Annotated in this window: 23 protein-coding genes and 1 pseudogene; 12 read left to right on the top strand and 12 right to left on the bottom strand. The window is 67.6% G+C overall.

The features are described from left to right. Positions 1-73 precede the first annotated feature (73 nt). Positions 74-982 (top strand): translation elongation factor Ts, encoded by a 909-nt coding sequence (gene tsf, locus VDQ18_RS05135; protein ID WP_323019940.1) that lies wholly within the window; start codon positions 74-76, stop codon positions 980-982. A gap of 376 nt (positions 983-1,358) precedes the next feature. Next, complete coding sequence (locus VDQ18_RS05130) at positions 1,359-2,198, top strand: helix-turn-helix transcriptional regulator (protein ID WP_323019939.1); 840 nt, start codon at positions 1,359-1,361, stop codon at positions 2,196-2,198. A gap of 273 nt (positions 2,199-2,471) precedes the next feature. Here the strand turns inward: VDQ18_RS05130 and rpe are convergent, their stop codons facing one another. Then, positions 2,472-3,173, bottom strand: a complete 702-nt coding sequence (gene rpe / locus VDQ18_RS05125) for a ribulose-phosphate 3-epimerase (RefSeq protein ID WP_323019938.1) — start codon at positions 3,171-3,173, stop codon at positions 2,472-2,474. Between the two features lie 87 nt (positions 3,174-3,260). On the opposite strand from rpe, the gene VDQ18_RS05120 reads away from it, so the two are divergent. Both VDQ18_RS05120 and VDQ18_RS05115 read left to right on the top strand, forming a co-directional pair. Further along, on the top strand, positions 3,261-5,813 hold the full coding sequence (locus VDQ18_RS05120) for a DUF2339 domain-containing protein (protein ID WP_323019937.1): 2,553 nt from the start codon (positions 3,261-3,263) through the stop codon (positions 5,811-5,813). A 291-nt stretch (positions 5,814-6,104) separates the two neighbouring features. Further along, positions 6,105-6,491 carry a hypothetical protein gene (locus VDQ18_RS05115; RefSeq protein WP_323019936.1) on the top strand — a complete coding sequence of 129 codons (387 nt, stop codon included), beginning with the start codon at positions 6,105-6,107 and terminating at the stop codon, positions 6,489-6,491. On the opposite strand, the gene betC is transcribed toward VDQ18_RS05115, so the two are convergent. Further along, a complete protein-coding gene (betC, locus tag VDQ18_RS05110) occupies positions 6,492-7,997 on the bottom strand; it encodes a choline-sulfatase (RefSeq protein ID WP_323019935.1) in 1,506 nt (501 codons plus the stop codon). 150 nt (positions 7,998-8,147) lie between these two features. On the opposite strand from betC, the gene VDQ18_RS05105 reads away from it, so the two are divergent. Beyond that, positions 8,148-8,984 carry an alkaline phosphatase family protein gene (locus VDQ18_RS05105; RefSeq protein WP_323019934.1) on the top strand — a complete coding sequence of 279 codons (837 nt, stop codon included), beginning with the start codon at positions 8,148-8,150 and terminating at the stop codon, positions 8,982-8,984. Positions 8,985-9,077: 93 nt separating this feature from the next. Here VDQ18_RS05105 and pgi read toward each other — a convergent pair whose 3' ends face one another. Further along, positions 9,078-10,703 (bottom strand): glucose-6-phosphate isomerase, encoded by a 1,626-nt coding sequence (pgi, locus tag VDQ18_RS05100; RefSeq protein WP_416235085.1) that lies wholly within the window; start codon positions 10,701-10,703, stop codon positions 9,078-9,080. 168 nt (positions 10,704-10,871) lie between these two features. Here pgi and VDQ18_RS05095 point away from each other — a divergent pair, with 168 nt between their 5' ends. From VDQ18_RS05095 to pgl, 5 genes are all read left to right on the top strand, one after another. After that, positions 10,872-11,501, top strand: a complete 630-nt coding sequence (locus tag VDQ18_RS05095; RefSeq protein WP_323019932.1) for a DNA-3-methyladenine glycosylase 2 family protein — start codon at positions 10,872-10,874, stop codon at positions 11,499-11,501. A gap of 11 nt (positions 11,502-11,512) precedes the next feature. Beyond that, positions 11,513-12,175 (top strand): alpha/beta hydrolase, encoded by a 663-nt coding sequence (locus tag VDQ18_RS05090; RefSeq protein WP_323019931.1) that lies wholly within the window; start codon positions 11,513-11,515, stop codon positions 12,173-12,175. 139 nt (positions 12,176-12,314) lie between these two features. Beyond that, a complete protein-coding gene (locus VDQ18_RS05085; RefSeq protein ID WP_323019930.1) occupies positions 12,315-12,899 on the top strand; it encodes an HNH endonuclease in 585 nt (194 codons plus the stop codon). A gap of 117 nt (positions 12,900-13,016) precedes the next feature. Beyond that, positions 13,017-14,465: a glucose-6-phosphate dehydrogenase gene (gene zwf, locus VDQ18_RS05080; protein WP_323019929.1), complete on the top strand. Its 1,449-nt coding sequence runs from the start codon at positions 13,017-13,019 to the stop codon at positions 14,463-14,465. After that, positions 14,465-15,133, top strand: coding sequence for a 6-phosphogluconolactonase (gene pgl, locus VDQ18_RS05075; protein WP_323019928.1), 669 nt, complete (start codon positions 14,465-14,467; stop codon positions 15,131-15,133). The genes zwf and pgl overlap by 1 nt, the downstream gene beginning before the upstream one ends. 3 nt (positions 15,134-15,136) lie before the next feature. Here the strand turns inward: pgl and VDQ18_RS05070 are convergent, their stop codons facing one another. The 3 genes from VDQ18_RS05070 to VDQ18_RS05060 form a co-directional block, all read right to left on the bottom strand. Beyond that, positions 15,137-16,033 (bottom strand): lysophospholipid acyltransferase family protein, encoded by an 897-nt coding sequence (locus VDQ18_RS05070; RefSeq protein ID WP_416235084.1) that lies wholly within the window; start codon positions 16,031-16,033, stop codon positions 15,137-15,139. Beyond that, a complete protein-coding gene (locus VDQ18_RS05065; protein ID WP_323019927.1) occupies positions 15,999-16,808 on the bottom strand; it encodes a GNAT family N-acetyltransferase in 810 nt (269 codons plus the stop codon). Before VDQ18_RS05065 ends, VDQ18_RS05070 begins: the two co-directional genes overlap by 35 nt. A gap of 73 nt (positions 16,809-16,881) precedes the next feature. Further along, on the bottom strand, positions 16,882-17,055 hold the full coding sequence (locus VDQ18_RS05060) for a DUF3553 domain-containing protein (RefSeq protein WP_323019926.1): 174 nt from the start codon (positions 17,053-17,055) through the stop codon (positions 16,882-16,884). 46 nt (positions 17,056-17,101) lie between these two features. Here VDQ18_RS05060 and VDQ18_RS05055 point away from each other — a divergent pair, with 46 nt between their 5' ends. Beyond that, entirely contained in the window at positions 17,102-17,665 is a 564-nt protein-coding gene (locus VDQ18_RS05055; protein ID WP_323019925.1) for a histidine phosphotransferase family protein, read from the top strand. On the opposite strand, the gene VDQ18_RS05050 is transcribed toward VDQ18_RS05055, so the two are convergent. The 6 genes and pseudogenes from VDQ18_RS05050 to rplU form a co-directional block, all read right to left on the bottom strand. Further along, positions 17,655-18,917, bottom strand: coding sequence for a glutamate-5-semialdehyde dehydrogenase (locus tag VDQ18_RS05050; protein ID WP_323019924.1), 1,263 nt, complete (start codon positions 18,915-18,917; stop codon positions 17,655-17,657). The genes VDQ18_RS05055 and VDQ18_RS05050 overlap by 11 nt on opposite strands. Before the next feature lie 9 nt (positions 18,918-18,926). After that, positions 18,927-20,051 (bottom strand): glutamate 5-kinase, encoded by a 1,125-nt coding sequence (gene proB / locus VDQ18_RS05045; protein ID WP_323019923.1) that lies wholly within the window; start codon positions 20,049-20,051, stop codon positions 18,927-18,929. Then, entirely contained in the window at positions 20,039-21,073 is a 1,035-nt protein-coding gene (gene obgE / locus VDQ18_RS05040) for a GTPase ObgE (RefSeq protein WP_323019922.1), read from the bottom strand. The genes proB and obgE overlap by 13 nt, the downstream gene beginning before the upstream one ends. A 105-nt stretch (positions 21,074-21,178) precedes the next feature. Continuing rightward, complete coding sequence (locus tag VDQ18_RS05035) at positions 21,179-21,739, bottom strand: GNAT family N-acetyltransferase (protein ID WP_323019921.1); 561 nt, start codon at positions 21,737-21,739, stop codon at positions 21,179-21,181. 88 nt (positions 21,740-21,827) lie between these two features. After that, the gene (rpmA, locus tag VDQ18_RS05030; protein ID WP_107752905.1) at positions 21,828-22,097 is read right to left on the bottom strand and encodes a 50S ribosomal protein L27; all 270 of its coding nucleotides are present in this window, start codon (positions 22,095-22,097) and stop codon (positions 21,828-21,830) included. 60 nt (positions 22,098-22,157) lie between these two features. After that, positions 22,158-22,562 (bottom strand): annotated as a pseudogene (gene rplU, locus VDQ18_RS05025) (50S ribosomal protein L21); the annotation flags it as partial. A gap of 405 nt (positions 22,563-22,967) precedes the next feature. Between rplU and VDQ18_RS05020 the strand changes: the two are divergent. Further along, on the top strand, positions 22,968-24,473 hold the full coding sequence (locus VDQ18_RS05020) for a glycosyltransferase family 2 protein (protein ID WP_323019920.1): 1,506 nt from the start codon (positions 22,968-22,970) through the stop codon (positions 24,471-24,473). Positions 24,474-24,480: the final 7 nt, after the last annotated feature.

Genomic DNA, 24,480 nt, shown 5'->3' with positions numbered 1-24,480 from the left:
GCGCCGGGGCTGTCACGCGATTGACACCGGGCGGGGGCAACCCTGCCCGCATCCCCATTCAAGGAGAGAGATCATGGCGATTACCGCTGCGATGGTGAAGGAACTGCGCGATTCGACCGGCGCGGGCATGATGGACGCCAAGAAGGCGCTGACCGAGACCGACGGCGACATGGAAGCCGCCGTTGACTGGCTGCGCACCAAGGGCCTGGCGAAAGCCGCGAAGAAAGCCGACCGCGTCGCCGCCGAGGGCCTCGTCGGTGTGGCCGTCGACAACGGCCGTGGCGTCGCCATCGAGATCAACTCGGAAACCGACTTCGTCGCCAAGAACGAGGACTTCCAGTCGCTGGTCCGCGAAGTGGCGAAAGTCGCGCTGCAGACCGGCGAGTCGGTCGAGGTGGTGAAAGCCGCCGACCTCAACGGCGACACCGTCGAGAACGTCATCAACGGCGCCATCGCCCGCATCGGCGAGAACATGACCTTCCGCCGCATGCATGTGCTGGAAGGCGATACCGTGGTCTCCTACGTGCACAACGCCGCGACCGAAGGCATGGGCAAGATCGGCGTGCTGGTCGCGCTGACGGGCCCGGCTGACGCCGCGCAGGCGATCGGCAAGCAATTCGCGATGCACATCGCCGCCACCTCGCCGCTGTCGCTGTCGGAAGCCACCATGGACCCGGCCGTCGTCGAGCGTGAGCTGCAGGTGCAGACCGCCAAGGCGCTGGAAGAGAACGCCGCCGCCGCCAAGCCGAAGCCCGAGCAGGTGATCCACAACAACATCATCCCGGGCCGGATGAAGAAGTTCCTCGCCGAGAACACGCTGCTGGGCCAGGCCTTCGTGATCAACCCCGACCTGACCGTCGAACAGGCGGCCAAAGAGGCTGGCGTCGAGATCACCGGCTATGCCCGCGTCGCCGTTGGCGAAGGCGTGGAGAAGAAGCAGGAAGATTTCGCCGCCGAGGTTGCCAAGACCCTCGCCGGCTGAGCCGCCGCGGCCCCGGGGGAGGATCCCGGCGCGACGACGAGAGGGGCGGAGCCGCGGGCTCCGCCCTTTTTCATGGGAGTGGGGTGATTCGGTCCCACAGGGCCATTCTGCCAAAACGCGTATTCGCCGCAAAATCTGCGGCCACCCTGGGGATTTTCCGGCGTGTTTTTATTGCACTAGTGCAAGTCATTGAATTATTTTGCTAAAACTTGACTGAATGGAAAAATTTCATGCCGGTTTGGCACGGGTTTTCTGACCGCGGTGTCCGGGTGCCTCGACAATGGAACAAAATTGGTCCAGCACTCTTATGACACCGAATGGAATGACCCGGGCGCCTACCATGGAGCACCAGAGTTTTCGTCACGTTCCAAGTGACATGGCCGTTCCCACCAGGCCGGGGTCTTCCCAGTCGTTTCAGGCGGGCACGGCGAGGCTCCTGGCCCGGATCCTGTCCTGCGGCGATGCGGAACTGATCTGGCGCGACATCTGCGACTTCTTTTCCGGTTTCGGTTTCGAGCATGTGCTCTACGGCTACTCGCCGGATTCGCGCGGCGCCATCCTCGGCGCCCCCGAGGATTACCTGGTCCACAGCACGCTGCCGCAATCCGTGGTCCATGAAATGGTGACCGAAGGCTATTTCCGCATGAGCATCACCTTCAACTGGGCGCTGCGGAATGTGGGCGTGGCCAGCTGGGCGATGTCCGCCAAGGAAGCCGGCATCGACGAGGATATCCCGGTCTCGGCCGCCGGGACCGATTTTTTCATCCGCCATGGCCTGTTAACCGGCTGCACCATCGGCTTCATGCCCGAACGGACCCGGGGCAGGGCGGCGATGGCGCTCATCGCCCCGGCGGATGTGCCGCAGCACCATGTCGACGCCATCCTGGCCGAGATGCAGGACCTGATCTTCGCCGTCGCCGCCGTGGCGCATCGCTGCCTGTCGTCCTTGCCCTACCACGCCCCCGGCCGCCGCCTGACCCGGCGTCAGCGCGAGGTGCTGGAATGGGTGGCCGAGGGCAAGACCTCGGCCGATATCGCGGTGATCATGGGCATCACCACGCCGACGGTCGAAAAACACCTGCGTCTGGCCCGGGAAACGCTGGGGGTCGAGACGACTCCGCATGCGCTGATCAAGGCGACCTTCCTTAACCAGATGTTCGTGACATCGCCGGTCGAAACGGGCCCGCGCCGCACGCTGGTGCCCTGGGGCATGTGAGAGCGGCGGGTTTTTTTGCAGTTTGCTAAGTATATGGCCTGCAGAGGGTATGGATTCTCATACTGACGCGCTGGAAGCGAAGACTTTACTCTGAAAAAGTTAACGAGTGGCCAGAAGTGCCGCGTCCGATCCCCCAACCTGGACCGGGCGTTTTTTGGCACGACTGGAATGCGTTCTCTTGCCGTGTCCTTTCCCAACCCGATGCAGCAAGACAATCCGGTGCAGCTTGCTGCACCGGAATGTCTGCGTCTGGTGATTTCGGGGGGAGGGGGCTCAGGCGAGCCGGGCGTTGGCGGCCAGATCCGCCGCCTGGCGGATGGCCCGGATATTGGCGCCATAGGGCGCGGGATTGGCAACCGAGCCGCCCTTGAACACGGCAGAGCCCGCGACCAGCACATCGGCCCCGGCCCGGGCCACCAGCGGCGCGGTTTCGGTGGTGACGCCGCCGTCGATCTCGATATGCACCGGCCGGTCGCCGATCATGGCCCGCAGCGTGCGGATCTTGGCGGTCATGTCGATGAATTTCTGCCCGCCGAAGCCCGGGTTCACCGTCATGACGCAGATCAGATCGGTCAGGTCCAGCACATGCGCCACGGCCTCGGCCGGGGTGCCGGGATTGAGCGCCACACCCGCCTTTTTCCCTGTCGCACGAATGGCTTGCAGGGTCCGGTGAATGTGGGGCCCCGCCTCGACATGGGCGGTGATGATATCGGCCCCGGCCTCGGCGAAGGCCTCGATATAGAGGTCGACCGGCGCGATCATCAGATGCACGTCCATCACCGTCTTCACATGTTTGCGGAAAGCCGCGACAGCGGGCGGCCCGAAGGTGAGGTTCGGCACGAAATGGCCGTCCATCACATCGACATGCACCCAATCGGCGCCCTCGGCCTCGATGGCCTGGATCTCGCGTCCGAAATCGGCGAAATCGGCGGAGAGAATTGAGGGGGCGATCTTGATCGCGCGCGAGAACACCATGACTTTCTCCATGGGGTTGTGGCAAGGTCCGAGGTCTCCGCCCTATGCCAACGCATCCCGGGCGTCCACTGAAAAAGCGAGGGCGCCATGCTCGAGATTCTGTCCCTGTCGGTCGCCGTCGTCGCCCTGATCGTGGCGCAACGCGCGCATGGGCGGATCGCCTGGCTGACCCGGAGAATCGCCGCGCTGGAGGCCGGGCAGGGCGCTCCGGTCGCCGAAACGGCCCCCGTCGCCGCGGTCCCCGTTAAGGATGTTGCCCCGGCCCCGGAACCCCGCCCGGTGGCGGCGCGGAAACCGGCGCGTCCCTCGGTCTTCGCCCGTTTCCTGCCCTGGCTCAGGGCCAATTGGATCTATCCGGTGGCAGGGCTGGCGCTGGTCATGGCGGCCGTCTTCCTGGTGCAATATTCCATCGAGAAAGGTCTTCTGTCGCCCGCCATGCGCATCGCACTGGCGCTGGCCTTGGGCCTGGCGCTGGTGGCCGGGGGCGAAGCGCTTCGCCGCCGCTGGGACGCGGGACAGGCCGGGCTGGTGCCCGCGACGCTGGCCGGAGCGGGGGTCCTCACGCTCTTTGCCGCGGTGCTGGCGGCCTATCACCTCTATGCCGTGCTGGGCGCCGAGGCCGCGCTGCTGCTGCTGGCGCTCATCGCTGCGGGCGCCATGGCGCTTGGCTGGGTGCATGGGCCGATGCTGGCGGCGATGGGTGTCCTCGGCGGCACGGCGGCGCCGTTCCTGCTGGGCGGCAGCGGCCCGCCGCCCGTCCTGCTATTCGGCTACTTCGGCGCCGTGGCGGCGCTGGGGCTGGGCATCGACGGGCTGAGGCGCTGGGGCTGGGTCTCGATCCTGGCGGTGGCGCTGCCGCTGGTTGCGGGTGTGCTGATCGCCATGGGCGGGGCGCCGTCCTGGGGGTTGGCGCTGCTGGCGCTCTGGATCGCGGTTCTGGGCACCGCCTTGCCCGGCGGCCGTCTGGTCCCGGGGGCCGAGGGCGTGCCGCTGCACCGCTGGCGCGCGCGCCCGGGCCTCGAGGTGATCGTCGCTGGCCTGTCCGTCCTCGGCGCGACGCTCGCCATCCTCACCCAGGTCAAGGCCCCGGAGAGCCTGCTGGCGATGGGCGCACTGGCGGTGCTGCTGCCGCTCTGGACCGCGCGTGCCCCGGCGCTGGCCGATCTGTCGCTGATCCCGGCCCTGGGCCTGCCGCTGGCGGTGCCATTCGCCGGGATCACCACGCCCTTGCTTCTGTCCATGATCCTCAACCTGCAGAGCTGGCTGCCGCAAGGCAGCGTGGCGCTGGCGGTTCTGGCGGGCCTGGCGATGCTCTGGCGCAGCGAGCGGGCCGAGGGGCTGGCGCGCGACCTCTGGGCGATCCTCGCCGTCGCCACGCCCGGCGCCACGCTCGTCGCGGTCGAGGTCTTCTGGAAACCGATGTCGCTGCTGGGCGCCGGCTGGCCGTTCACGGTGATGGCGCTGGCCGCGGGATACACCGCACTGGCGCTCTGGGCGGCGCGGCGCGACGGCGGGCAGGGCGCCCGGCTGGGGGCGGCCGCGGCCGCCGCGATCGCCACCATCGCCCTGGCCCTGATGCTGATCCTCTCGGCCGCGGCGCTGACCGTGGCACTGGCCGTGCTGCTGGCGGCGACGGCGGCGATGGACCGGCGTTTCGACATTCCCTATCTGGGCTGGATCATCGGCCTCGGCACCATGGCGATGGGCTGGCGGCTGCTGTTCGATCCGGGGCTCGACCCGATCCTGCTGGGCCAGATGTCAGCCCTCGACACCGGGCTCACGCTGCTGGCGGTGCTGGCGGGACCGCTGGCGGCGCTGGCGCTGATCCGTGGTCTGCCGGCGCATCCGGCCCGCGACTGGGGCCGGATCATCGCCGAGACCGGGCTCTCGGGCCTGATCCCGGTGGTGCTGGCCGTGGCCATCGCGCGCTTCCTCGACGGGCTGAGCACCCATGCCTCGCTGGGCCTGCAGGCGAGCGTGTTGATCGCGCTGGCCGCGGTACAGATCGCGCGGGCCAAGGCGCTGCCGGGCAGCCGGGCGATGCTCTGGCTCCGCCGGGGTCTGGCGGGTCTCTTGGGCTTCGCCGCCGGGCTCTGCCTGCTGGCCAACCTGACGCTGTTCTCACCGTTGGCCGGTCCCGGTTTCCTGGCCTCGCCGGTGCGCGGCTGGCCGGTGCTGAACGATCTGGCGCTGGCCTATCTGGCCCCGGCGCTGATGCTGGCCTGGACCCTGCGCCACCGCCCGCGCGCGCGATTCCTGGCAGCGATCCCGGGCATCTATTGGCTGGCGCTGGTCATCCGGCATCTGTGGCACGGGGGCGAGCGCATGGGCCTCGATACCGGCTTCGCGCAGGGAGAGCTCTACGCCTATACCATCGCGCTGCTGGTGGCGGGTGCGCTGGCGCTGGCGCTGGCCTTGCGGCTGGGCGTGACCGGCTACCGCATCGCCGGGCTGGCGCTGATCGGGCTTGCGGCGGCCAAGGCCTTCCTGATCGACGCTTCGGGGCTGACCGGCCTGATGCGGGTGGGGGCGTTCCTGGCGCTGGGTCTGTCGCTGGTCGGGCTCGCCTGGCTCAATACCTGGGTCACGGGACGCATGGCAGGCGGCACGGAAGAGCCTCCGGAGGGCGGCATCCGATAGTCCTATAATAGGTATTATGTAATATATACGGATAGCCAGAACGCCGCCCTTTGGCCGCGTTTTTGCTGTGAACCTGCCATGATACCCCCAAATCATGTTGCAAAACGAGAATGCTGGTTGCCAAAATGCAACAAATCGAACAAACCCGAGGCCGGATCAGGCATCGCCGCTTGTCCTGCCGCCAAATGCAGCGAATTGTTTACCTGTTCTTAAATGTTGCAACGGCATAAGGGCCTGAACAAAGATCGGCGCAATCCAGAATGGATGTCCCGCCAGGAGATTACGGTCGGAATGATACAGGGCAAGCTTCCTCAGGAGGACTGCACCAAGCTGGTTCCGGCTCCGCGGTCAATCAAAGACGCGGGCACGGTCCTGCTCATCGACGCTGCTGAGGCCCTGTCCCTGATGACGCCACGGCGCGACCGGCAGTCCATCATCTTGACGCAGATGCGCATGCTGAACAGCGGCATGCTGCAGAACATCGCCCCCGAGGCGATCGTGGCCCCCTTGATAACCGCCGATTACGACATCGTCGATCTCGGCATCCTGCTCGAGGATCTGGGTTATGCCGGCGATCTCTACGCGCTGACCCGGCCTCTGCCGCGGGCCGAGCTGGTGATCCGCGAAGTGGGCGCCGCCTGCCCGCGTCTCACCGTCCGCCTGCTCGAGATCGGCTGATCATTCCCCGCGCGGAAAGCGCTGGGAATCCTCCAGAATGTTCAGATCCATGTGGTTGCGCATATAGCGCTGCCCGGCGTCGCGGTGCGGCTGGAAATCCCAATCCTCGTAGCGCCCGGCCCTGAGCGCCTCGTAAACCACCCAGCGCCGCGCCTGGCTTGCGCGAACTTCGGCGTCGAAGTCCTTGAGATTCCAGCGCGCCTTGGTCATGACACGGAAGCGGTCCAGCACCGGCGCGAAGGCCGGATCGCCCGCCAGATTGACCCGTTCGTCCGGATCGCTGTCGAGGTTGTAAAGCGTCTCGGGATCGGCGGCGCAGGCGATGTATTTCCACGGCCCGTCGATCAGCGCCACCATCGGCGCCACCGTCCCCTCGGCCGCGTATTCCATCGGCACCGGCCCCCGGCCGCCGGTGCCATGCATCAAGGGCAGCAGGCTTTCGCCATCGGTCCAGGGCAGGATCCGCCCCATCTCCAGCCCCGCCAGATCGCACAGCGTCGGCAGCAGATCCAGCGTCGAGACCGCCTGATCGACCCGCTGCGCCTTGATCCCGGGCCCGGCGATGAACAGCGGCACGCGGGCCGACCCCTCCCAGAAATTCATCTTGAACCAGAGCCCGCGCTCGCCCAGCATCTCGCCATGGTCCGAGAGGAAGACGATCACCGCCTCCTGCCGCGTCCTCTCCAGCACATCGAGGATCTCGCCGATCTTGTCGTCGATATAGGAGATATTCGCGTAATATCCCTGCCTTGCCCGGCGAACCTCATGCTCGGACGCCTCGAAGTTCCGATAGTCGAAACTCTCCAGCAGCCGCTTGCCATGGGCGTCCTGATCGGCAAAGGCGATACCTTCGGGCGGCGTCAGTTCCGGGCAATCCTCGTAAAGATCCCAGTATTTCCGCCGCGCCACGAAGGGGTCATGCGGATGGGTGAAGCTGACCGTCAGGCACCAGGGCCGCGCGTCATGCCCCCGAGCCAGATCATAGAGCTTCTGCCCGGCCAGATGCGCCACGTCATCGTCGTATTCCAGCTGATTGGTGATCTCGGCCACGCCCGCGCCGGTCACCGAGCCGAGGTTGTGATACCACCAGTCGATCCGCTCGCCGGGCTTGCGGTAATCGGGGGTCCAGCCGAAATCGGCGGGATAGATGTCGGTCGTCAGGCGTTCCTCGAACCCGTGCAGCTGATCGGGCCCGACGAAATGCATCTTGCCCGCCAGCGCCGTCTGATAGCCCGCCGCCCGCAGATGGTGGGTGAAACAGGGCGTGTCCGACCGGAATTCGGCCGCGTTGTCATAGACCCCGGTGCGGCGCGGCAATTGCCCGGCCATGACGCTGGCCCGGGCGGGCGCACAAAGCGGGCTCGGGCAATAGGCGCGCGAGAACCGGGCCGAGCCCGCCGCCAGCTTCCGCAGGTTCGGCGCATGCAGGAAATCGGCCGGGCCATCGTCCATCAGCGTGCCGGTCAGCTGGTCCACCATCAGGATCAGGATATTCGGGCGGGTCATGGCGGGCCTTTCGTCAATCGGATGCCGGGCGATCCTGACCTACGACCGATACCCCTGCCCCGTCAAATGCGACCCCGCCGCGCCCGGTTTGCGACGACGCCTGCGAGCGGCTAGTCTCGGCCCGACTCGCAACGCCAGAGAGGCCCCGGAATGGATACCAAACTCCTGCTCATCATCCTCGATGGCGTGCCCTACGCCAATTGGCGGCGCTATTTCGGCTGTCTCGAGGGTTGGGTCGCCTCGGGCGAGGCGCGGGTCTGGAAGATGCGCTCGGTCCTGCCCTCGATGTCCGGCCCCTGCTATGCCTCGATCCATTCGGGCGTGGCGCCGCAGGTGCATGGGGTGCTGTCGAACGGCCATATCCAGCGGGTCGAGCTGCCCGACGTCTTCAGCGAGACCCGCAAGGCGGGCGGCGTCACCGGCGCCGTAACCCATAGCTGGTGGTCGGAATTCTTCAACCGCGCGCCCTTCCAGTACGTGCGCGACATCGAATACGACGAACCCGAGAGCGCCAGCATCAACCATGGCCGGTTCCACACCATGACCGGCTACGACCACATGAACCAGACGACGCCCTCGGACGTCGATCTCTTCGCCACGCTGACCTCGCTCTGCCTGCGCTTCGGTCTGGATTACGGCATCCTGCACACCTGCACGCTGGATTCCATGGGCCACCGCTTCGGCCATGATTGCCCCGAGATGGACCATGCCTGCGCGTTGCTCGATGCGATGCTGGCCAAGTTCCTGCCCGACTGGCTGGCGATGGGCTATGAGGTGATCGTGACCGCCGACCATGGCCAGTCGCTGCGCGGCCATCATGGCGGCACCGGCGAGGATCAACAGGATTTCGCGCTCTATTACTTCGGCAAGGGCGAGGGTCCTTCGAAAGACACGCTCTTGGACCAGCGCCAGCTCGCGCCCACGATCCTGACCCGGCTCGGCGCCCCTGTCCCCGAGACGATGAAGCATTCCAGCTTCCTCGGTTAGGGCTTTACCCCTTTTTAACCTGCATCTTTGCGCCTCAAATATCCCGGGGGGTCCGGGGGGCTGGCCCCCCGGTTCCGCAGCTGCCTCAGGCGCTCAGACCCCGAACTCGCGCAGCCGCGCCACCAGCGCCGCCGTCGACCCGTCGCGGCCCTCGGTCGAGGCCTTGCCCTCGATCATCGGCAGCAGCTGCGTCGCCAGCTCCTTGCCCAGCTCGACGCCCCATTGGTCGAAGGAATTGATCCCGAGCACCACGCCCTCGACAAACACCCGGTGTTCATAAAGCGCGATGATGGCGCCCAGCATGGCGGGCGTCAGCTTGGGATAGAGCAGCGTGGTCGAAGGCCGGTTTCCCGGGAAGACCCGGTGCCGGGCCTGCCGTTCCAGCTGCTCGCCTTCAAGCCCCTTCGCCGCCATCAGAGCCCGCGCTTCCTCCAGCGTCCGGCCCTGCATCAGCGCCTCGGCCTGGGCCAGGCAATTGGCGGCGAGCAGGCGATGCTGATGGGCGAGTGCGGGCTCATGCCCCTGCCCCGCCAGCAGGAATTCGCAGGGCACGACATCGGTGCCCTGATGGATCAGCTGATAGAAGGCATGCTGGCCATTGGTGCCGGGCTCGCCAAAGACCACGGGGCCCGAGGGCACCTCAAGGTCCTGACCATCCATCGACACCCGCTTGCCGTTCGATTCCATCTCCAGCTGCTGCAGATAGGCGGGCAGCCGGGCCAGCCGCTGGTCATAAGGCAGCACGGCGCGGGCGGCATGGCCGCAGACCTGCCGGTGCCAGACGCCGACCATGGCCAGCGCCACCGGCATGTTGGCCTCCAGCGGTGCGGTCAGGAAATGCTGGTCCATCGCCGCAGCGCCCGCCAGAAAGGCGCGGAAATCCTCGGGCCCGATGGCGATCATCAGGCTCAGGCCGATCGGCCCCCAGATCGAATAGCGCCCGCCGACCCAATCGGCGAACCCGAAGACCCGGGCCGGGTCGATCCCGAAGGCCGAGGTCTTGTCCAAGGCCGTCGACAGCGCCACGAATTGCCGGGTGGGCTCGGCCACGGCGCGCGACATCCAGGCCTTCGCGGTCTGGGCATTGGTCATCGTCTCGATGGTGGTGAAGGTCTTCGAGGCGACGATCACCAGCGTCGTTTCCGGGTTCAGCGCTTCCAGCACGTCATGGATATGCGCCCCGTCGACGTTCGAGACGAAATGGCAGCGCGGACCGTCGGCATAGGGCGAGAGCGCCTGCACCGCCATCGCCGGGCCCAGATCCGAGCCGCCGATGCCGATATTGACCACATCCGTGACCCGGCCGCCCGCGGCGCGGATCCGGCCGTCGCGCAGGTCGCGGGCGAAACTCTCCATCCGCGCCAGCGTGGCGCGGACCTCGGGCATGACGTCCTGACCGTCGACCGTCACGCTGCCTTGCAGGTTGCGCAGGGCCGTGTGCAGCACCGCGCGATCCTCGGTCTCGTTGATCCGGGCGCCCTGGAACATGGCGTCGCGGCGGGCCTCGACGCCCCGGGCCCGGGCCAGATCCAGCAGCGCGGCACGGGTCGCCTCGTCGATATTCGTCTTTGAATAATCGAACAGAATCGGCCCGGTCGCCGGAGTTTCCAGAATCGCCGAAAAGTTTTGCGCCCGGTTCGGATCGGAAAACAGCGCGCGGATCGGCCGGTCGGCGGTCTCGCGCAGGCGGTCGCTCAATGCGGCCCAGTCGTTCATCAAAACACTTCCAAGAGGTTGCTTCGCTCCTTTCTGCCAAGATGCGCCCGGGTTTCCCAGCGCAAAAGCGCCCGGCGCCTTTTCCCCGCGCCGGTGCTGTCTTCCAGCAACAGGCCGGACGCCCGGCGCCCGGGTCTTGTGGCGGGCGCGACCCCGTGCAGAATGGCGCGCATGACCCCGCGTATCCTGCATAGCGAGGCCTGCATGGCCGAGGGGGCCGAATGGCTCGCCGCCGCCCATCCGCCCTTTGCCCGGGCGCTCGAACTTTGCGGCCCGCCGCCGCTCAGGCGGCGCGGCGACGGGTTCGAGGCGCTGGTCGGCGCCATCGTCAGCCAGCAGGTTTCCGTGGCCTCGGCCCGGGCCATCGCCGCGAAACTGCAGGCCGCCGAGCTGGTGACCGCCGCGCACTACGCCGCGGCCAGCGAGGAACATCTGCGCGCGAACGGCCTGTCCCGCCAAAAAGCCCGCTACATCAAGGCCCTGGCCGAGGCCGCGATCGACTTCGACGCGCTGCGCGAGGCACCCGAGGACGAGATCGTCGCCACCCTCACCGCCGTGCCCGGCATCGGCCGCTGGACGGCCGAGATCTATGTCATGTTCAGCCTCGGTCGCGCCGACACCTTCGCGCCGAACGACCTGGCCCTGCAGGAGGCCGCGCGGCTGCTGTTCGACCTGCCCGAGCGGCCCAAGGAAAAGCCGATGCGCGCCATGGCCGAGGCCTGGACCCCCTGGCGCACGGTTGCCGCGGGGATGCTCTGGCACTACTACCACCATGCCAAAAGCCGTGAAGGCATTACCTGAAAGGACGATCCATGCCCCCTCGCCCGCTGAAATCCGCCCGCAAGGGGGCGCCGAAGGGCTCCGCGACCTCGGTGGTGATCTTCCTGCATGGCTATGGGGCGAATGGCGCCGATCTGCTGGGCCTCGCCGACCCGCTGGCGCCGCATCTGAAGGGCACCGCCTTCTACGCCCCCGACGCGCCCGAGAATTGCCAGGGCAATCCCTTCGGCTTCCAGTGGTTCCCGATCCCCTGGCTTGACGGCTCCTCGGAGGAAGCCGCCAAGGCCGGTGCCGAACAGGCGCGCGCCGATATCAACGCCTTCATCGACCAGGTGCTGGCGGATGAAGGCCTGCCGCCCTCGGCCCTGGCGCTGGTCGGCTTTTCGCAGGGCACGATGATGAGCCTCGCCACCGCGCCGCGCCGGGCCGAGCCCATCGCCGCCGTCGTCGGCTTCTCGGGCCGGCTTCTGGAAAAGGACGACATGGGCTGGATCGTCTCCAAGCCGCCGGTGCTGCTGATCCATGGCGACGCCGACCCGATGGTCCCGGTGCAGAGCCTGCCCGAAGCGGCGGATGCCCTGACCAAGGCGGGCGTCGAGACCTATGCCCATGTCTGCAAGGGCCTCGGCCATTCCATCGATAACGAAGGGCTGTCGCTGGCTCTGGGCTTTCTGCACGATAAATTGCCGCGCTGAGGCGTAACTGTCGCCTCTTTGTGATGCAGGACCGGCATCCTGCGCCCGGCACCCGATCTCGCGGGCTTGTCAGAGGCGCAACACCGGATATAGTCGGGGCAACTTCCGCTTCGGCCGGTCCTGCCAGGAGAGACGAGGAATGGACGGCGACTTCAGGCAAAGTTTCGTGCACGAACCCGCGGCGCTGCGGCAATTCCCGGCGCTGGTGCTGAACGCCGATTACCGGCCGCTCAGCTATTACCCGCTGTCGCTCTGGCCCTGGCAGGAGGCGGTGAAAGCGGTCTGGATGGACCGGGTGACCATCGCTGCCGAATACGAGCAGACGGTGCGCAGCCAGCGGATGGAAATGCGAATACCGTCTGTCGTGGTGCTGAAAGACTACGTCAAACCCCGAAAGCGCGTGGCCTTCACGCGCTTTAATCTTTTTCTGCGGGACGAATTCGCCTGCCAGTATTGCGGCTCGCGTCATGACCTGACCTTCGATCACGTGGTCCCCCGGGCCATGGGCGGCGTCACCAGCTGGGAGAATGTCGTCGCCGCCTGCGCGCCCTGCAACCTGCGCAAGGGCTCGAAAAGCCTGCGTCATTCGGGCCTGTCACTGCAGCGCCTGCCGCATCGGCCCTCCTCGGCCGAGCTGATCGACAAGGGCCGCCGTTTCCCGCCGAACCACCTGCATGAAAGCTGGGCGGATTACCTCTATTGGGATACAGAACTGGACGCCTGAGCGTCCATCAACCAGGCGTCAACCCGGCCTTAACCTTGTGACGGCAAGGCTGGACTTTCCCGCGCGCCCGCCCTATTCAAGCGCCGAGTTACCGCTAACAATTCGCAGGAGCCCGGCATGGTCGCCCGCGTCATTCCCGTCGATCCCTTCGACCTGGTGGTGTTCGGCGCCACCGGCGACCTGGCCCGTCGCAAGATCCTGCCCGCCCTCTGGCAGCGTTTCGCCGAGGGGCAGATGCCGCCCGAAGCCCGCATCATCGGCGCCGCCAGGACCGAGCAATCGGCCGCGGACTTCCGGCAGATGGTGTCCGAGGCCTTTGACGAATTCATGGGCGACAAGGCCCCCGATCCGGCTGCGCGCGCCGATTTCCTCGAAAGGCTCGATTACGTCGCGGTCGAGGCCACGGGCGATGAGGGCTGGGCGGAACTCGCCTCGAAACTCCGCGACGGCGTGGTGCGGGCCTTCTATTTCTCGGTCGGACCCTCGCTTTTCGGCCCGCTGGCCGCGGGCCTAGGCAAATACGGCATGGTCACGCCCGAGACGCGGATCGTGGTGGAAAAGCCCTTCGGCAACGATCTGGAAACGGCGCGCGCCCTGAACCAGACGCTCGCCGCGCATTTCACCGAAACGCAGATCTACCGGATCGACCATTACCTCGGCAAGGAAACCGTCCAGAACCTGATGGCGGTGCGCTTCGGCAATATCCTGTTCGAGCCGCTGTGGAACGCGCGTTTCGTCGACCATGTGCAGATCACCGTGGCGGAAACCGTGGGCGTCGGCGGCCGCGGCCCCTATTACGATAAATCGGGCGCCATGCGGGACATGGTGCAGAACCACCTGATGCAGCTTCTGTGCCTGATCGCCATGGAGCCCCCGCACAAGTTCGAACCCGACGCGGTGCGGGACGAGAAGCTGAAGGTGATCCACGCCCTCGACCCGGTCGAGCCGCAGCATGTGGTGCGTGGCCAATACGCCGGCGGGGCCGCGACGCCCTCCTATCGGGAGGAGGTCGAAAACCCAGCCTCGACCACCGAAAGCTATATCGCGCTCAAGGTCGGCATCTCCAGCTGGCGCTGGAAGGGCACGCCCTTCTACCTGCGGACCGGCAAGCGGTTGCGCTCGCGCGCCTCGGAAATCGCCGTGATCTTCCGCGACCCGCCGCATTCCATCTTCGGCGAGGACGCGCCTTGGAAAGCCAACATGCTGGTGATCCGCCTGCAACCGGATGAGGGCATGACGCTGAAGGTGATGATCAAGGAACCCGGCCCCGGCGGCATGCGGCTGAAGGACGTGGCGCTCGACATGTCCTTTGCCGAAGCGCTCGGCGACGACATGCATATCCCTGACGCCTATGAGCGGCTGATCATGGACGTGATCCGCGGCAACCAGACGCTGTTCATGCGCGGCGACGAGGTCGAGGCCGCCTGGGCCTGGACCGATCCGATCATCGCCCACTGGCAAAAGTTCGCTGACCGGCCCTTTGCTTACGACCCGGGCTCGTCGGGACCGGATGAAGCGCTTAAGTTGATCCATCTGGACCAACGAAGCTGGCGCGAGATCCGTTGATGGACTTTATCGAATATTCCGACGCCGACATGATGATGCTGTCCCTGGCCCGCATCCTGTCGCGCGACCTGCGCGAGGCGCTGCTCAGGCGCGATCGCGCGCTCTTCGCGGTGCCGGGCGGCACCACGCCCGGCCCGGTCTTCGACATGCTGTCGGCGGTGGACATCGACTGGGACCGGGTGGACGTCGTGCCCGGCGACGAGCGCTGGCTGCCCGAGGATCACCCCCGCTCGAACGCCGGGCAACTCCGCGCGCGGCTTCTGCGCGGCAAGGCCTCGGCGGCGAACCTGCTGCCCCTCTGGCGCGACCTCCCGCCCGACGAGGGCGCGGCGCAGGTCGCGGCGGAACTGGCGCCGCTGTTGCCGGTCGACGTGGCGCTGGTCGGCATGGGGTCCGACATGCACACCGCCTCGATGTTCCCGGGCGCGCCGGAGCTGGCGCTGGCGCTTGCCAATGACGCGCCGGTCATCGTGCCGATCACCGCCCCCGGTGCGCCTGAACCGCGCGTGACGATGAGCGCGCGCGTGCTGAAAGGCGCCTTCGCGCTGCATGTGCTGATCGTCGGCGCCGAGAAGCGCGAGGCGCTGGAGCGGGCGCAGAAACTCTCGCCGACCGAAGCGCCGATCAACGCGCTCCTGTCCAAGGCCAGCGTCCACTGGGCGCCCTGAGGCCTAGTCCCTGAGGCTGCCCTCGGGCAGGCCCGCGATCAGCCCCGCCTTCACCGCCGCCTCGCACCGGGTGGCCATCGCCTTGCGGCTGGGCGTTTCGGCCACCGGGATCGGCGGGTGATAGACCACCTCGACCTGGCCCTGGCGGACCTGCGCCAGCACCCGGACCAGATGCCCGGCAAAGCCCAGCGACCCCCACCAGGCGTAAAAGCGCGGGTCGCGCCCCGGCGGGCCGGTATAGACCAGCGTCACCGGCTGAATGGACAGCAGCCCCGCCAGATCGGGATCGAAGAAGGCGGCAAAGAGCGTGGGCTTGAAGGGCAGGATCCTCAGCCCGTCGGAACTGGTCCCCTCGGGGAAGAAGCACAGGTGATGCCCGGCCCTTAGCCGCGCCTCGAACACCAGCTTCTGCGCCCGTGCCTCGCGCGGGTCGCGGCGGATGAAGACGGTGCCGGTGGCCTTGGCCAGCCAACCGATCCCGGGCCAGCCCGCGACCTCGTTCTTGGCCACGAAATAGATCCGCTGCGGCGCGTTCATCGCGAAGATATCGAGCCAGCTCACATGGTTGGCGACCACCGCGCCGCGCCGCCGCATCGGCTGGCCCCGGACCCGGAAGCCGATCCCCAGCACCAGAAAGGCCGCCCGGCAGACCGCCTGCGTGACGAAGGGCGTGACCGGCCGCCTGAGCCCGAAGAGCGGCCGCTCCAGCAGCCGGATCGTCAGATGCAGCGCCAGCCCGCCGAAGACGACGACGATCAGCACCGGCAGCCTGAGCGCCAGCACCAGCCAGCCCAGCGGCCCGATCCTGACCGGCGGTGGATCGCCATCGGGCGAGACCCAGGTGGGATCGCGGGGAACGGGCGTTTCAGCCGCGAGGGGTTTTGCGGGTGTAGAAGTCAACGGCTCGCTCGGACATGGTGGAGGTGTCCATGATCAGGCACACATCCGTGGTGTTGAAATCATGGTCGATGAAGGCGCCCTGCCCCACGAACCCGCCCAGCCGCAGATAGGCGCGGATCAGGGGCGGAATGGCCGCCAGCGCCCGGGTCCGGTCCAGCGCGGCGGGGTCGATCAGATCCATGCGCTGTGCCTGCGGCCCGGGACGGACCGTGACGCGCAGGGCCTCGGGCGCCAGATGATGGGCGTTGAGCCAGCTCAGGGCCTCGGCATGGGGCGCGGGATCGGCGCCGTGGAACGAGGCCACGCCGAACATGATCTCGATCCCCCGGGCGATCACGTATTCGGCCAGCCCGTTCCACATGAGCAGCATCGAGGCGCCGCGACGATGGGCGGGATGCACGCAGCTACGCCCCAGTTCGACCAGCTTGCGGCCCGAAGCCCTGAGAGGCGCCAGGTCGTATTCGGCATCGGAATAGAACCGCCCCAGCGCCGCGGCCCGGTCCTGTGGCAGCAGGCGGTAGACGCCGACCACATGGTCCAGCGTCTCGGGATCCGCGTTGCGGTCGATGAGCAGCAGATGGTCGAAATGCGGGTCCAGCGCGTCCCGCTCCAGCCGCGCCGCGTGATCGGCGCCCTCGCAGCGCGCGCCCAGCTCCTCGACAAAGACCGCATAGCGCAGCCGCTGCGCAGCCTTGAGGTCGCGCTCGTCTTGCGCCAGACGCACCTCATAGGCGATCTCGCGCGGGGCGGCGGCGGGGCTTTGTGCTTCATTCATCGCTGTTCCTCCCCTCCCGGGGTGCCGTTGACTTGGGGCGGGCTTCGGTCCTAGGCTCGGCCGGATTTCCCGGCTAAAGCCCCGGCACCCAATCGAGATTGATGACCCGTGTATCCACCACGACCTTCCCGGCCTCTTCGAAATTCACCGTCACGCGGTCGCCCACCACGGATTGAACCTGCCCAAGCCCCCAATCGGGCTGGGCCGGGTGGCGGACAAACATGCCGGGCTCCAGCAACTGGGCCATGGGATCGCTCCTGTGCAGGGGCCGGCCAGACCGTCGAGGCGGGCGCATGAGCGCGCCCGATCTCGCCGCGCTGGTCGGCTCGCGGCTTTGCCATGATCTGGTAAGCCCTCTTGGCGCGATCGGCAACGGGGTCGAGCTGCTGAAAATGCTGCACGAGGGCTCGGACGAACTGGCCCTGATCGAACAGGCTGTGGCGGCGGCGCAGGCCCGGGTCCGGCTCTACCGGCTGGCCTTCGGCGCGGCGCAACCCGGGCAGGAGGCAAAGGCCGAGGATCTGGCCGAGGCGCTGCAGGCCCTGTCGCTGAATGGCCGCCTGACGGTCGAGTGCGGACTGCGCGGACCCCTGCCCCGCGTGCAAGCGAAACGGCTGGCCCTGGCCGCGCTCTGCCTGGAAACGGCGCTGCCCTGGGGTGGCACGGCGCAGGTGACCGGTCAGGGCGTCAGCGCCCGGGCCCCGCGGATGAAGCTGGACCCCGACCTGTGGGAAGCGCTGGCCACCGGCACCCCGCCCGAGGCCCCGGCGGCCGCCACCGTGCATTTCGCGCTGCTGGCCGACGGCGGCGCGGTGGCGGTCACCCGGGACGAAGGCGGGATCGCGATCAGCCTCTGATCGTGCCCTCGCCGGTCACCAGATACTTGAAGCTGGTCAGCTGCTCGGCGCCCACCGGGCCGCGGGCATGCATCTTGCCGGTGGCGATGCCGATCTCGGCCCCCATGCCGAATTCACCGCCATCGGCGAATTGCGTGGACGCGTTGTGCATCAGGATCGCCGAGTCGAGCCGCTGGAAGAAACGGTCCGCAGTGGCTTGATTTTCCGTCAGAATCGACTCTGTGTGCTGGCTGCCGTAGCGGCGGATATGGGCAATCGCCCCGTCCACCCCATCGACCAGCTTCGCGGCGATGATCATGTCCAGGAACTCGCGGCCGAAATCGTCAGCTTTGGCCTCCATCGTACCGGGAATGCTGAGCAATTCCCCTTCGACCCTGACCTCGACACCAGCCTTCAGCAGATCCTCGATCAGCACCCCGCCATGCTTGGCATAGAAGGCGCGGTCGATCAGCAGGCATTCGGCGGCGCCGCAGATGCCGGTGCGGCGGGTCTTGGCGTTCAGGACGACGCGGCGGGCTTTCTCCAGATCGGCCTCGCCGTCGGCGTAGATGTGGCAGATCCCCTCCAGATGGGCGAAGACCGGCACCCGGGCCTCGGCCTGCACCAGCCCGACGAGGCCCTTGCCGCCCCGGGGCACGATGACGTCGATATACTTGACCATGCGCAGCATTTCGGAGACCGCGGCGCGGTCGCGGGTCGGCACCATCTGGATGGCGCCTTCGGGCAGGCCTGCAGCCTTCAGCCCCGCGACCATGCAGGCCAGCAGCGCCTGCGAGGAATGATAGCTCTCGGACCCGCCGCGCAGGATCACCGCATTGCCGGACTTGAGGCAGAGCGCGGCGGCATCGGCGGTCACGTTCGGGCGGCTTTCATAGATCACGCCGATCACGCCCAAAGGCGTGCGGACTCGGCGGATATGCAGCCCGCTGGGCATGTCCCATTCGGCCAGCACCGCGCCCACCGGATCGGCCTGCGCCGCAACGGCGCGGAGCCCGGCGACGATGCCGGCAATCCGGGCGTCGTCCAGCTTCAGCCGGTCGAGCATGGCGTCGCTGAGGCCCTTGTTGCGGCCGAAAGCCATGTCCTTGGCATTGGCCTCCAGGATCTGCGGCAGCGAGGCCTCGACCGCCTCGGCCGCGGCCAGAAGCGCCGCTTCCTTGGCCTGCGGCGGGGCGAAGGCCAGCTCGGCCGAAGCCTCGCGGGCGCGCGCGCCCAGACCTTCCATCAGCGTGGCGATATCCATGCCGTCCATCTGCCCCTCCTAGAGAACCATATCGTCGCGGTGAATGAGCGCGGCGCGGCCGGCATAGCCCAGCACCGCCGCGATCGCATCCGACCGCTTGCCCTTGATCTTGCGCGCTTCCTCGGCCGTGTAGCGGACAAGGCCGATCCCCAGCGCCCCCTCGGGCCCCTGGATCGCCACCGGCTCGCCCCGGCCGAAAACCCCTTCAACCGCGGTGACGCCCGCGGGAAGCAGCGACTTGCCCTGCCCCAAAGCCTGCGCCGCGCCCGCATCGATCCGCAGCACGCCCTTGGGCTTCATCGCCGCGATCCAGCGCTTGCGGGCGGCCTGCGGGTCGCCGAGCGCACCGAACCAGGTGCAATTCGCGCCCTCTTCGATCGCCGTCAGCGGCCGCAGGGGCGCCCCGGCAGCGATGACCATGGCGCAGCCGCCATGCGTCGCGGTGCGCGCGGCCATCACCTTGGTCTTCATCCCGCCCTTTGAAAGGCCGGAGACCGGATCGCCCGCCATCGCCTCGATCTCGGGCGTGACATCGGCGACGTAGTCGAGGCGCCGGGCGGTGGGGTCCACATGCGGGTTTCCGGTATAGAGCCCGTCCACATCCGACAGCAGCGCCAGCTGATCGGCGCCGATGGTGATCGCCACCTGCGCCGCCAGCCGGTCGTTGTCGCCGTAGCGGATCTCGTCCGTGGCCACGGTGTCATTCTCGTTGACGATGGGCACGACGCCCAAGGACAGCAGCGTCTCCATCGTCGCGCGGGTGTTCAGATAGCGGCGCCGGTCCTCGGTATCCTCCAGCGTCACCAGCACCTGCGCGGTGGTGATGCCATGGGGCTGCAAGGCCTCCTCATAGGCGCGCGCCAGACGGATCTGTCCCACGGCGGCGGCGGCCTGCGATTGCTCCAGCGCCAGTTCGCCCTTCGGCAGCCCCAGCACCCGGCGCCCCAGGGCGATGGAGCCCGAGGAGACCAGCACCACATCGGCGCCCCGCGCCTTGGCTTCGGCCACATCCTCGGCCAGCGCGCGCAGCCAGTCCGATTTCAACTGACCGCTGGCCGCATTGACCAGAAGCGCCGAGCCGATCTTGATGACCAGCCGCCGCGCCTGGGTCAGCGACAGCCGGGTCTCGGTCAGGGTTGCCACGATTCGTCGTCTCCCTCGGCCGCGGCTTCGGCCCGTTGCGCGGAAATCTCGGCCCAGAGGGCGCGCAGCACCTCGGTCACGCCCTTGCCGGTCGCGCCGGACAGCAGATAGACCCGCCCGCCCGAGGCCTCTTCCAGCGCCGCGCGTTTCTCGGCGATTTCCTCGTCCATCAGCGCGTCGATCTTGTTCAGCCCGACGATCCGCGGCTTGTCGTAGACCACCTCGGAATAAAGCTCCAACTCATGGTCGATGACGCGGAAATCCTCGGCCACGTCCTCGGAGGTGCCGTCAACCAGATGCAGCAGCACCGCGCAGCGCTCGATATGGCCCAGAAACTGGTCGCCCAGACCCCGGCCTTCGGACGCGCCCTCGATCAGGCCGGGGATGTCGGCCAGCACGAATTCGCGCTGGTCGATGCCGACGACGCCGAGGTTCGGGTGCAGCGTGGTGAACGGGTAATCGGCGATCTTCGGCCGGGCGTTCGAGGTGGCGGCGAGGAAGGTGGATTTCCCCGCATTCGGCAGCCCCGCCAGACCCGCATCGGCGATCAGCTTCAGCCGCAGCCAGATCTCGCGCTCGACGCCCTCCTGCCCCGGGTTGCCCTTGCGCGGCGACTGGTTGGTCGAGGTCTTGAACCGCAGGTTGCCCCAGCCGCCGTTGCCGCCCTTGGCCAAGAGCACCTTCTGGCCGATCTCGGTCAGGTCGGCGATCACCGTCTCGCCGTCGTCCTCCAGGATCTCGGTCCCTTGCGGCACCTTCAGCACGATGTCGTCACCATCCTTGCCGGTGCGCTGGCTGCCCATGCCGGGCCGACCGTTGCCGGCGAAGAAATGCTGCTGATAGCGGAAATCGATCAGCGTGTTGAGCGCGGGCACGACCTCGGCCCAGACATCGCCGCCGGAACCGCCGTCACCCCCGTCCGGGCCGCCGTATTCGACGAATTTCTCGCGCCGGAAACTGACGCAGCCGTTGCCGCCGGAACCCGAACGGATGGTAACCTTGGCGAGATCGAGGAATTTCATGAGACGGTCCAGTTTGGCGCAAGACTTGGCGATAGCCCCATGCGCGCGGCGGATCAAGGCCCGCGCGACGGCGCGAGCCCCGGAGGAAAGGCGCGGCAGGCCCTCTCAGGCCATCTTGCGCAGATAGGTCCAGGTTGGCACGGCGCCAGCCCGGGCGACCGACCAGGCCTCGGCATCGCCGATATATTCGAACCCGGCATTGGTCAGGATCCGCGCCGAGACGGGATTGTCCTGGAACACCTCGGCGAAGACCGTGCAATTGGCATGCGGATTGGCATCGAGCAGCGCCCGCACCGCCGCCGAGGCGATGCCGGTGTGCCAGAAGGCGGGCGCCACCCAATAGCCGATCTGGCTTTGCTTGCGGTCGAGCGCCTTGAGCGAGACGACCCCCACCAGCGGATCGCTGCCGCCCGGCGTGCCGTCGATGGCCCAGACATCCTCGTCCCGGCCGGGCGCCAGCGCCGCGGCGACAAAGGCCTCGGCCGCGCCCTCGGGCAAGGGATGCGGGATCGAGCGCGTGCCCTGCGCCACCCGGACATCGCCGACGTGACGCGCCAGCGCCGGCACGTCGGCCGGGGTCAACGGGCGCAGCAGCAGGCTGCCCGCTTCGATGGCGGGCTGGGGCGGACGCGGCGCAAGCGCGGCGAGGCTGGAACGGGCATTCATGGCGACACTCGGACGGGGACGAACAAAAGCGAAGGGGCCGGCAGTTTCCTGTCGGCCCCCGGAGTATCAGTCGATTGTATCTACTGAGTTACTCGGCGGCCTCGGCCACCGGAACGATCGACACGAAGCTGCGGCCCTTGAGGCCCTTGGTGAAGGTCACGCGACCATCTTGCAGCGCGAACAGGGTGTGATCCTTGCCCATGCCGACACCGGCGCCGGCCCAATGCTTGGTGCCGCGCTGGCGCACGATGATGTTGCCGGCGATGCAAACCTGACCGCCATAGATCTTCACGCCGAGACGACGACCGGCCGAGTCGCGGCCGTTGCGGGACGAACCGCCTGCTTTTTTGTGAGCCATGGGGTCTTACTCCTGCGCTTCGGCCGCCGCTTTTTTGCGGGGCGCCCGTTTCGGTTTCTCGGCAGCGGCTTCCGCGGCCGGGGCGGGCTCGGCCTCGACCGGGGCTTTGGTGCCCGAGCCGATGGCGGCCTTCACGCCCGACTTGTCCGCGCCTTCGGCGAGGATGTCGGTCACGCGGACCAGCGTCAGCAGCTGACGGTGACCCTTGGTGCGCTGCGAGCTGTGCTTGCGGCGACGCTTGACGTAGTGGATGACCTTCTCGCCCTTGATCTGGTCGATGACTTCGGCCTGCACCGCCGCACCCGCGATGAGCGGCGCGCCGATGACGGTCGAATCGCCGCCCAGCATCAGGATCTCGTTGAACTGGATCTTCTCGCCGGCATCAGCGGCGAGACGTTCGACGCGCAGCACGTCGCCCGATTGGACGCGGTATTGCTTGCCGCCGGTCTTGAGGACTGCGAACATGTCCTGTCTTCCTTTTCGTTTCCGCGTTCTGTGGCCCCCGTCGCCGGGCGTTATGGGCTTGCGCCGCCTCGAACTGCGCCCCTTCAAGGGGTGATAAACAACGCGCCCCGCATCGGCGACAACGCGACGAGAGCGGGGCGTGGCGGTCCTCTACCCTCAAGTGGCGGCAGAAGTCAAGCCGTCGCCCAGGGAAACGGACCCGCAGAAGCGCAGCAAATGCGGCCCCGTGCGCGGCCTGTCCAGGGTCGGTGAGCAAGCCCGATCTGGCACGGAATGCCGCCCTCGCGCAACCGCAAGCACTGTGGCTTTTCGGGATGGACCGGGACTTGGCGCTTCGCATACTCTACGCCCGAGGCGGGTTCAGGGACCCGCTATCCTTGCGCAGTCAATCGGTTGTCCCAGAACATGACTTCTTCCGCTCCGCGTGTCGGCATCGTCATCCGCACCAAGGACCGGCCGCTCTTCGTGACCCGCGCGCTGCACAGCGTGCTGGCGCAGACGACGGACAGCTGGCGGGTGGTGCTGGTCAATGACGGCGGCGATCCTGCGCTCCTGGAGGCCGCGCTGCAGGCCGATGGCCTGTTGCCTGCCTTCAAGGGTGGCGCCATGCAGCTGCTGTCGCTGCCCCGGTCCATCGGCCGCTCCCTCGCCTTCAACCGCGGGGCGGAGGCGCTGGCGACCGAGTTCGTCTGCTGCCTCGACGACGACGACACCTGGGATCCGGAGTTCCTGGAGGCGCTGCTGGGGCTCTATGACCAGACGCTCGCCATGGCGCCCGATTTCGGCGGCGTCGCCTCGCTGGTCACCGCGATCCGCGAGGATCTGGTGACCGAGGACGGCACGGAAACCCTGGTGCCCGAGGGCGAGGATGACCTGCCACCCTCGTTCCGGCGGCGGGACTTCTTCCTCGATCCGGTGGCCTACGCGACCTATCGCCACGACCTCTATCCGGTGCAATGGATGCTGCGAAGGGCCGAAGCGCTGGAGGTCGGCGGTTTCCCCGCCGCCTTCAACGTCATGGAGGACCGCGCCTTCATGACGCGCTTCCTGCAACGCTGGCGGGTGGCGATACTCGACCGAAAGCTGGCCTTCCACCACCGCCGCACCCGGCGGCAGGACGACACGGCGCAGAATGTCGCGCTGAACACGCTCGACAACCCGTCCTATGACTGGCGGCTCTATTCCGACCTGGCGAAGATGCCGCTCAACTCGCCGCCGGAAGGGGCCGATCCCGGCATCCTGATCCGCGCCACCGCCGCCACCGTCATCAAGGAGCTGAACGACGAGACCAGCGCGCTCTGGCACAAGATCAACGGCGAATCCGCGACGCTCAGAGCCAAGATCGACGCGCTGGAGGCCCGGGTCAGCGGCGTCAGCCTCCACGAGGAGGTGACCGCCCCGCTCGAGGCCCGGGCCTGGTCGCTCTGGCCGACGGTGGGCGAATTGAACCTCGGCTACCGGCTGGGGGCGGGCACGCCCTTCCTCGACCGGTTCGAATTGTCGCTGGCCGAAAGCCGGCCGGGCCTGCTGATGCATGCCTCGCCGGTCGAACGCCGGATGGTGGTGCAGATCCCCCAGACGCAGGATTGGGCGGCGGTGGAATTGTCGCTTGCGGGGCTGGCCCGGCGCGGCGAGGGGCTGCGCTGCGAGCTGATCGTCAGCCACCCGCAGGGCTTCCTCTTCGAGACCGCGCTCTCGGTCCGGCACAAGGACCTTATCGGCCGCCGCAGCCACGCGTTCGAGGAGAACCACGTCCATTCCTGCCCGCCCGGCGGCGCGCTCAAGATCACCCGCGAGTTCAGCGCCAGGCAGCTGGCCAAGGCCGAGATGCCGAAACTGTCGATCGCCCTGCCCCGTCAGGCGCTGGACTTCCGCTTCATCTGCCACGACCTCGTGGTCAGCCGGATCTGAGGGGGGC

This window comes from Pararhodobacter sp., from assembly GCF_034676075.1.
Taxonomy (GTDB): Bacteria; Pseudomonadota; Alphaproteobacteria; order Rhodobacterales; family Rhodobacteraceae; genus Pararhodobacter.
Note: the sequence above shows the minus strand (reverse complement) of the source record. Positions and strands in the feature narration are given on the sequence as shown.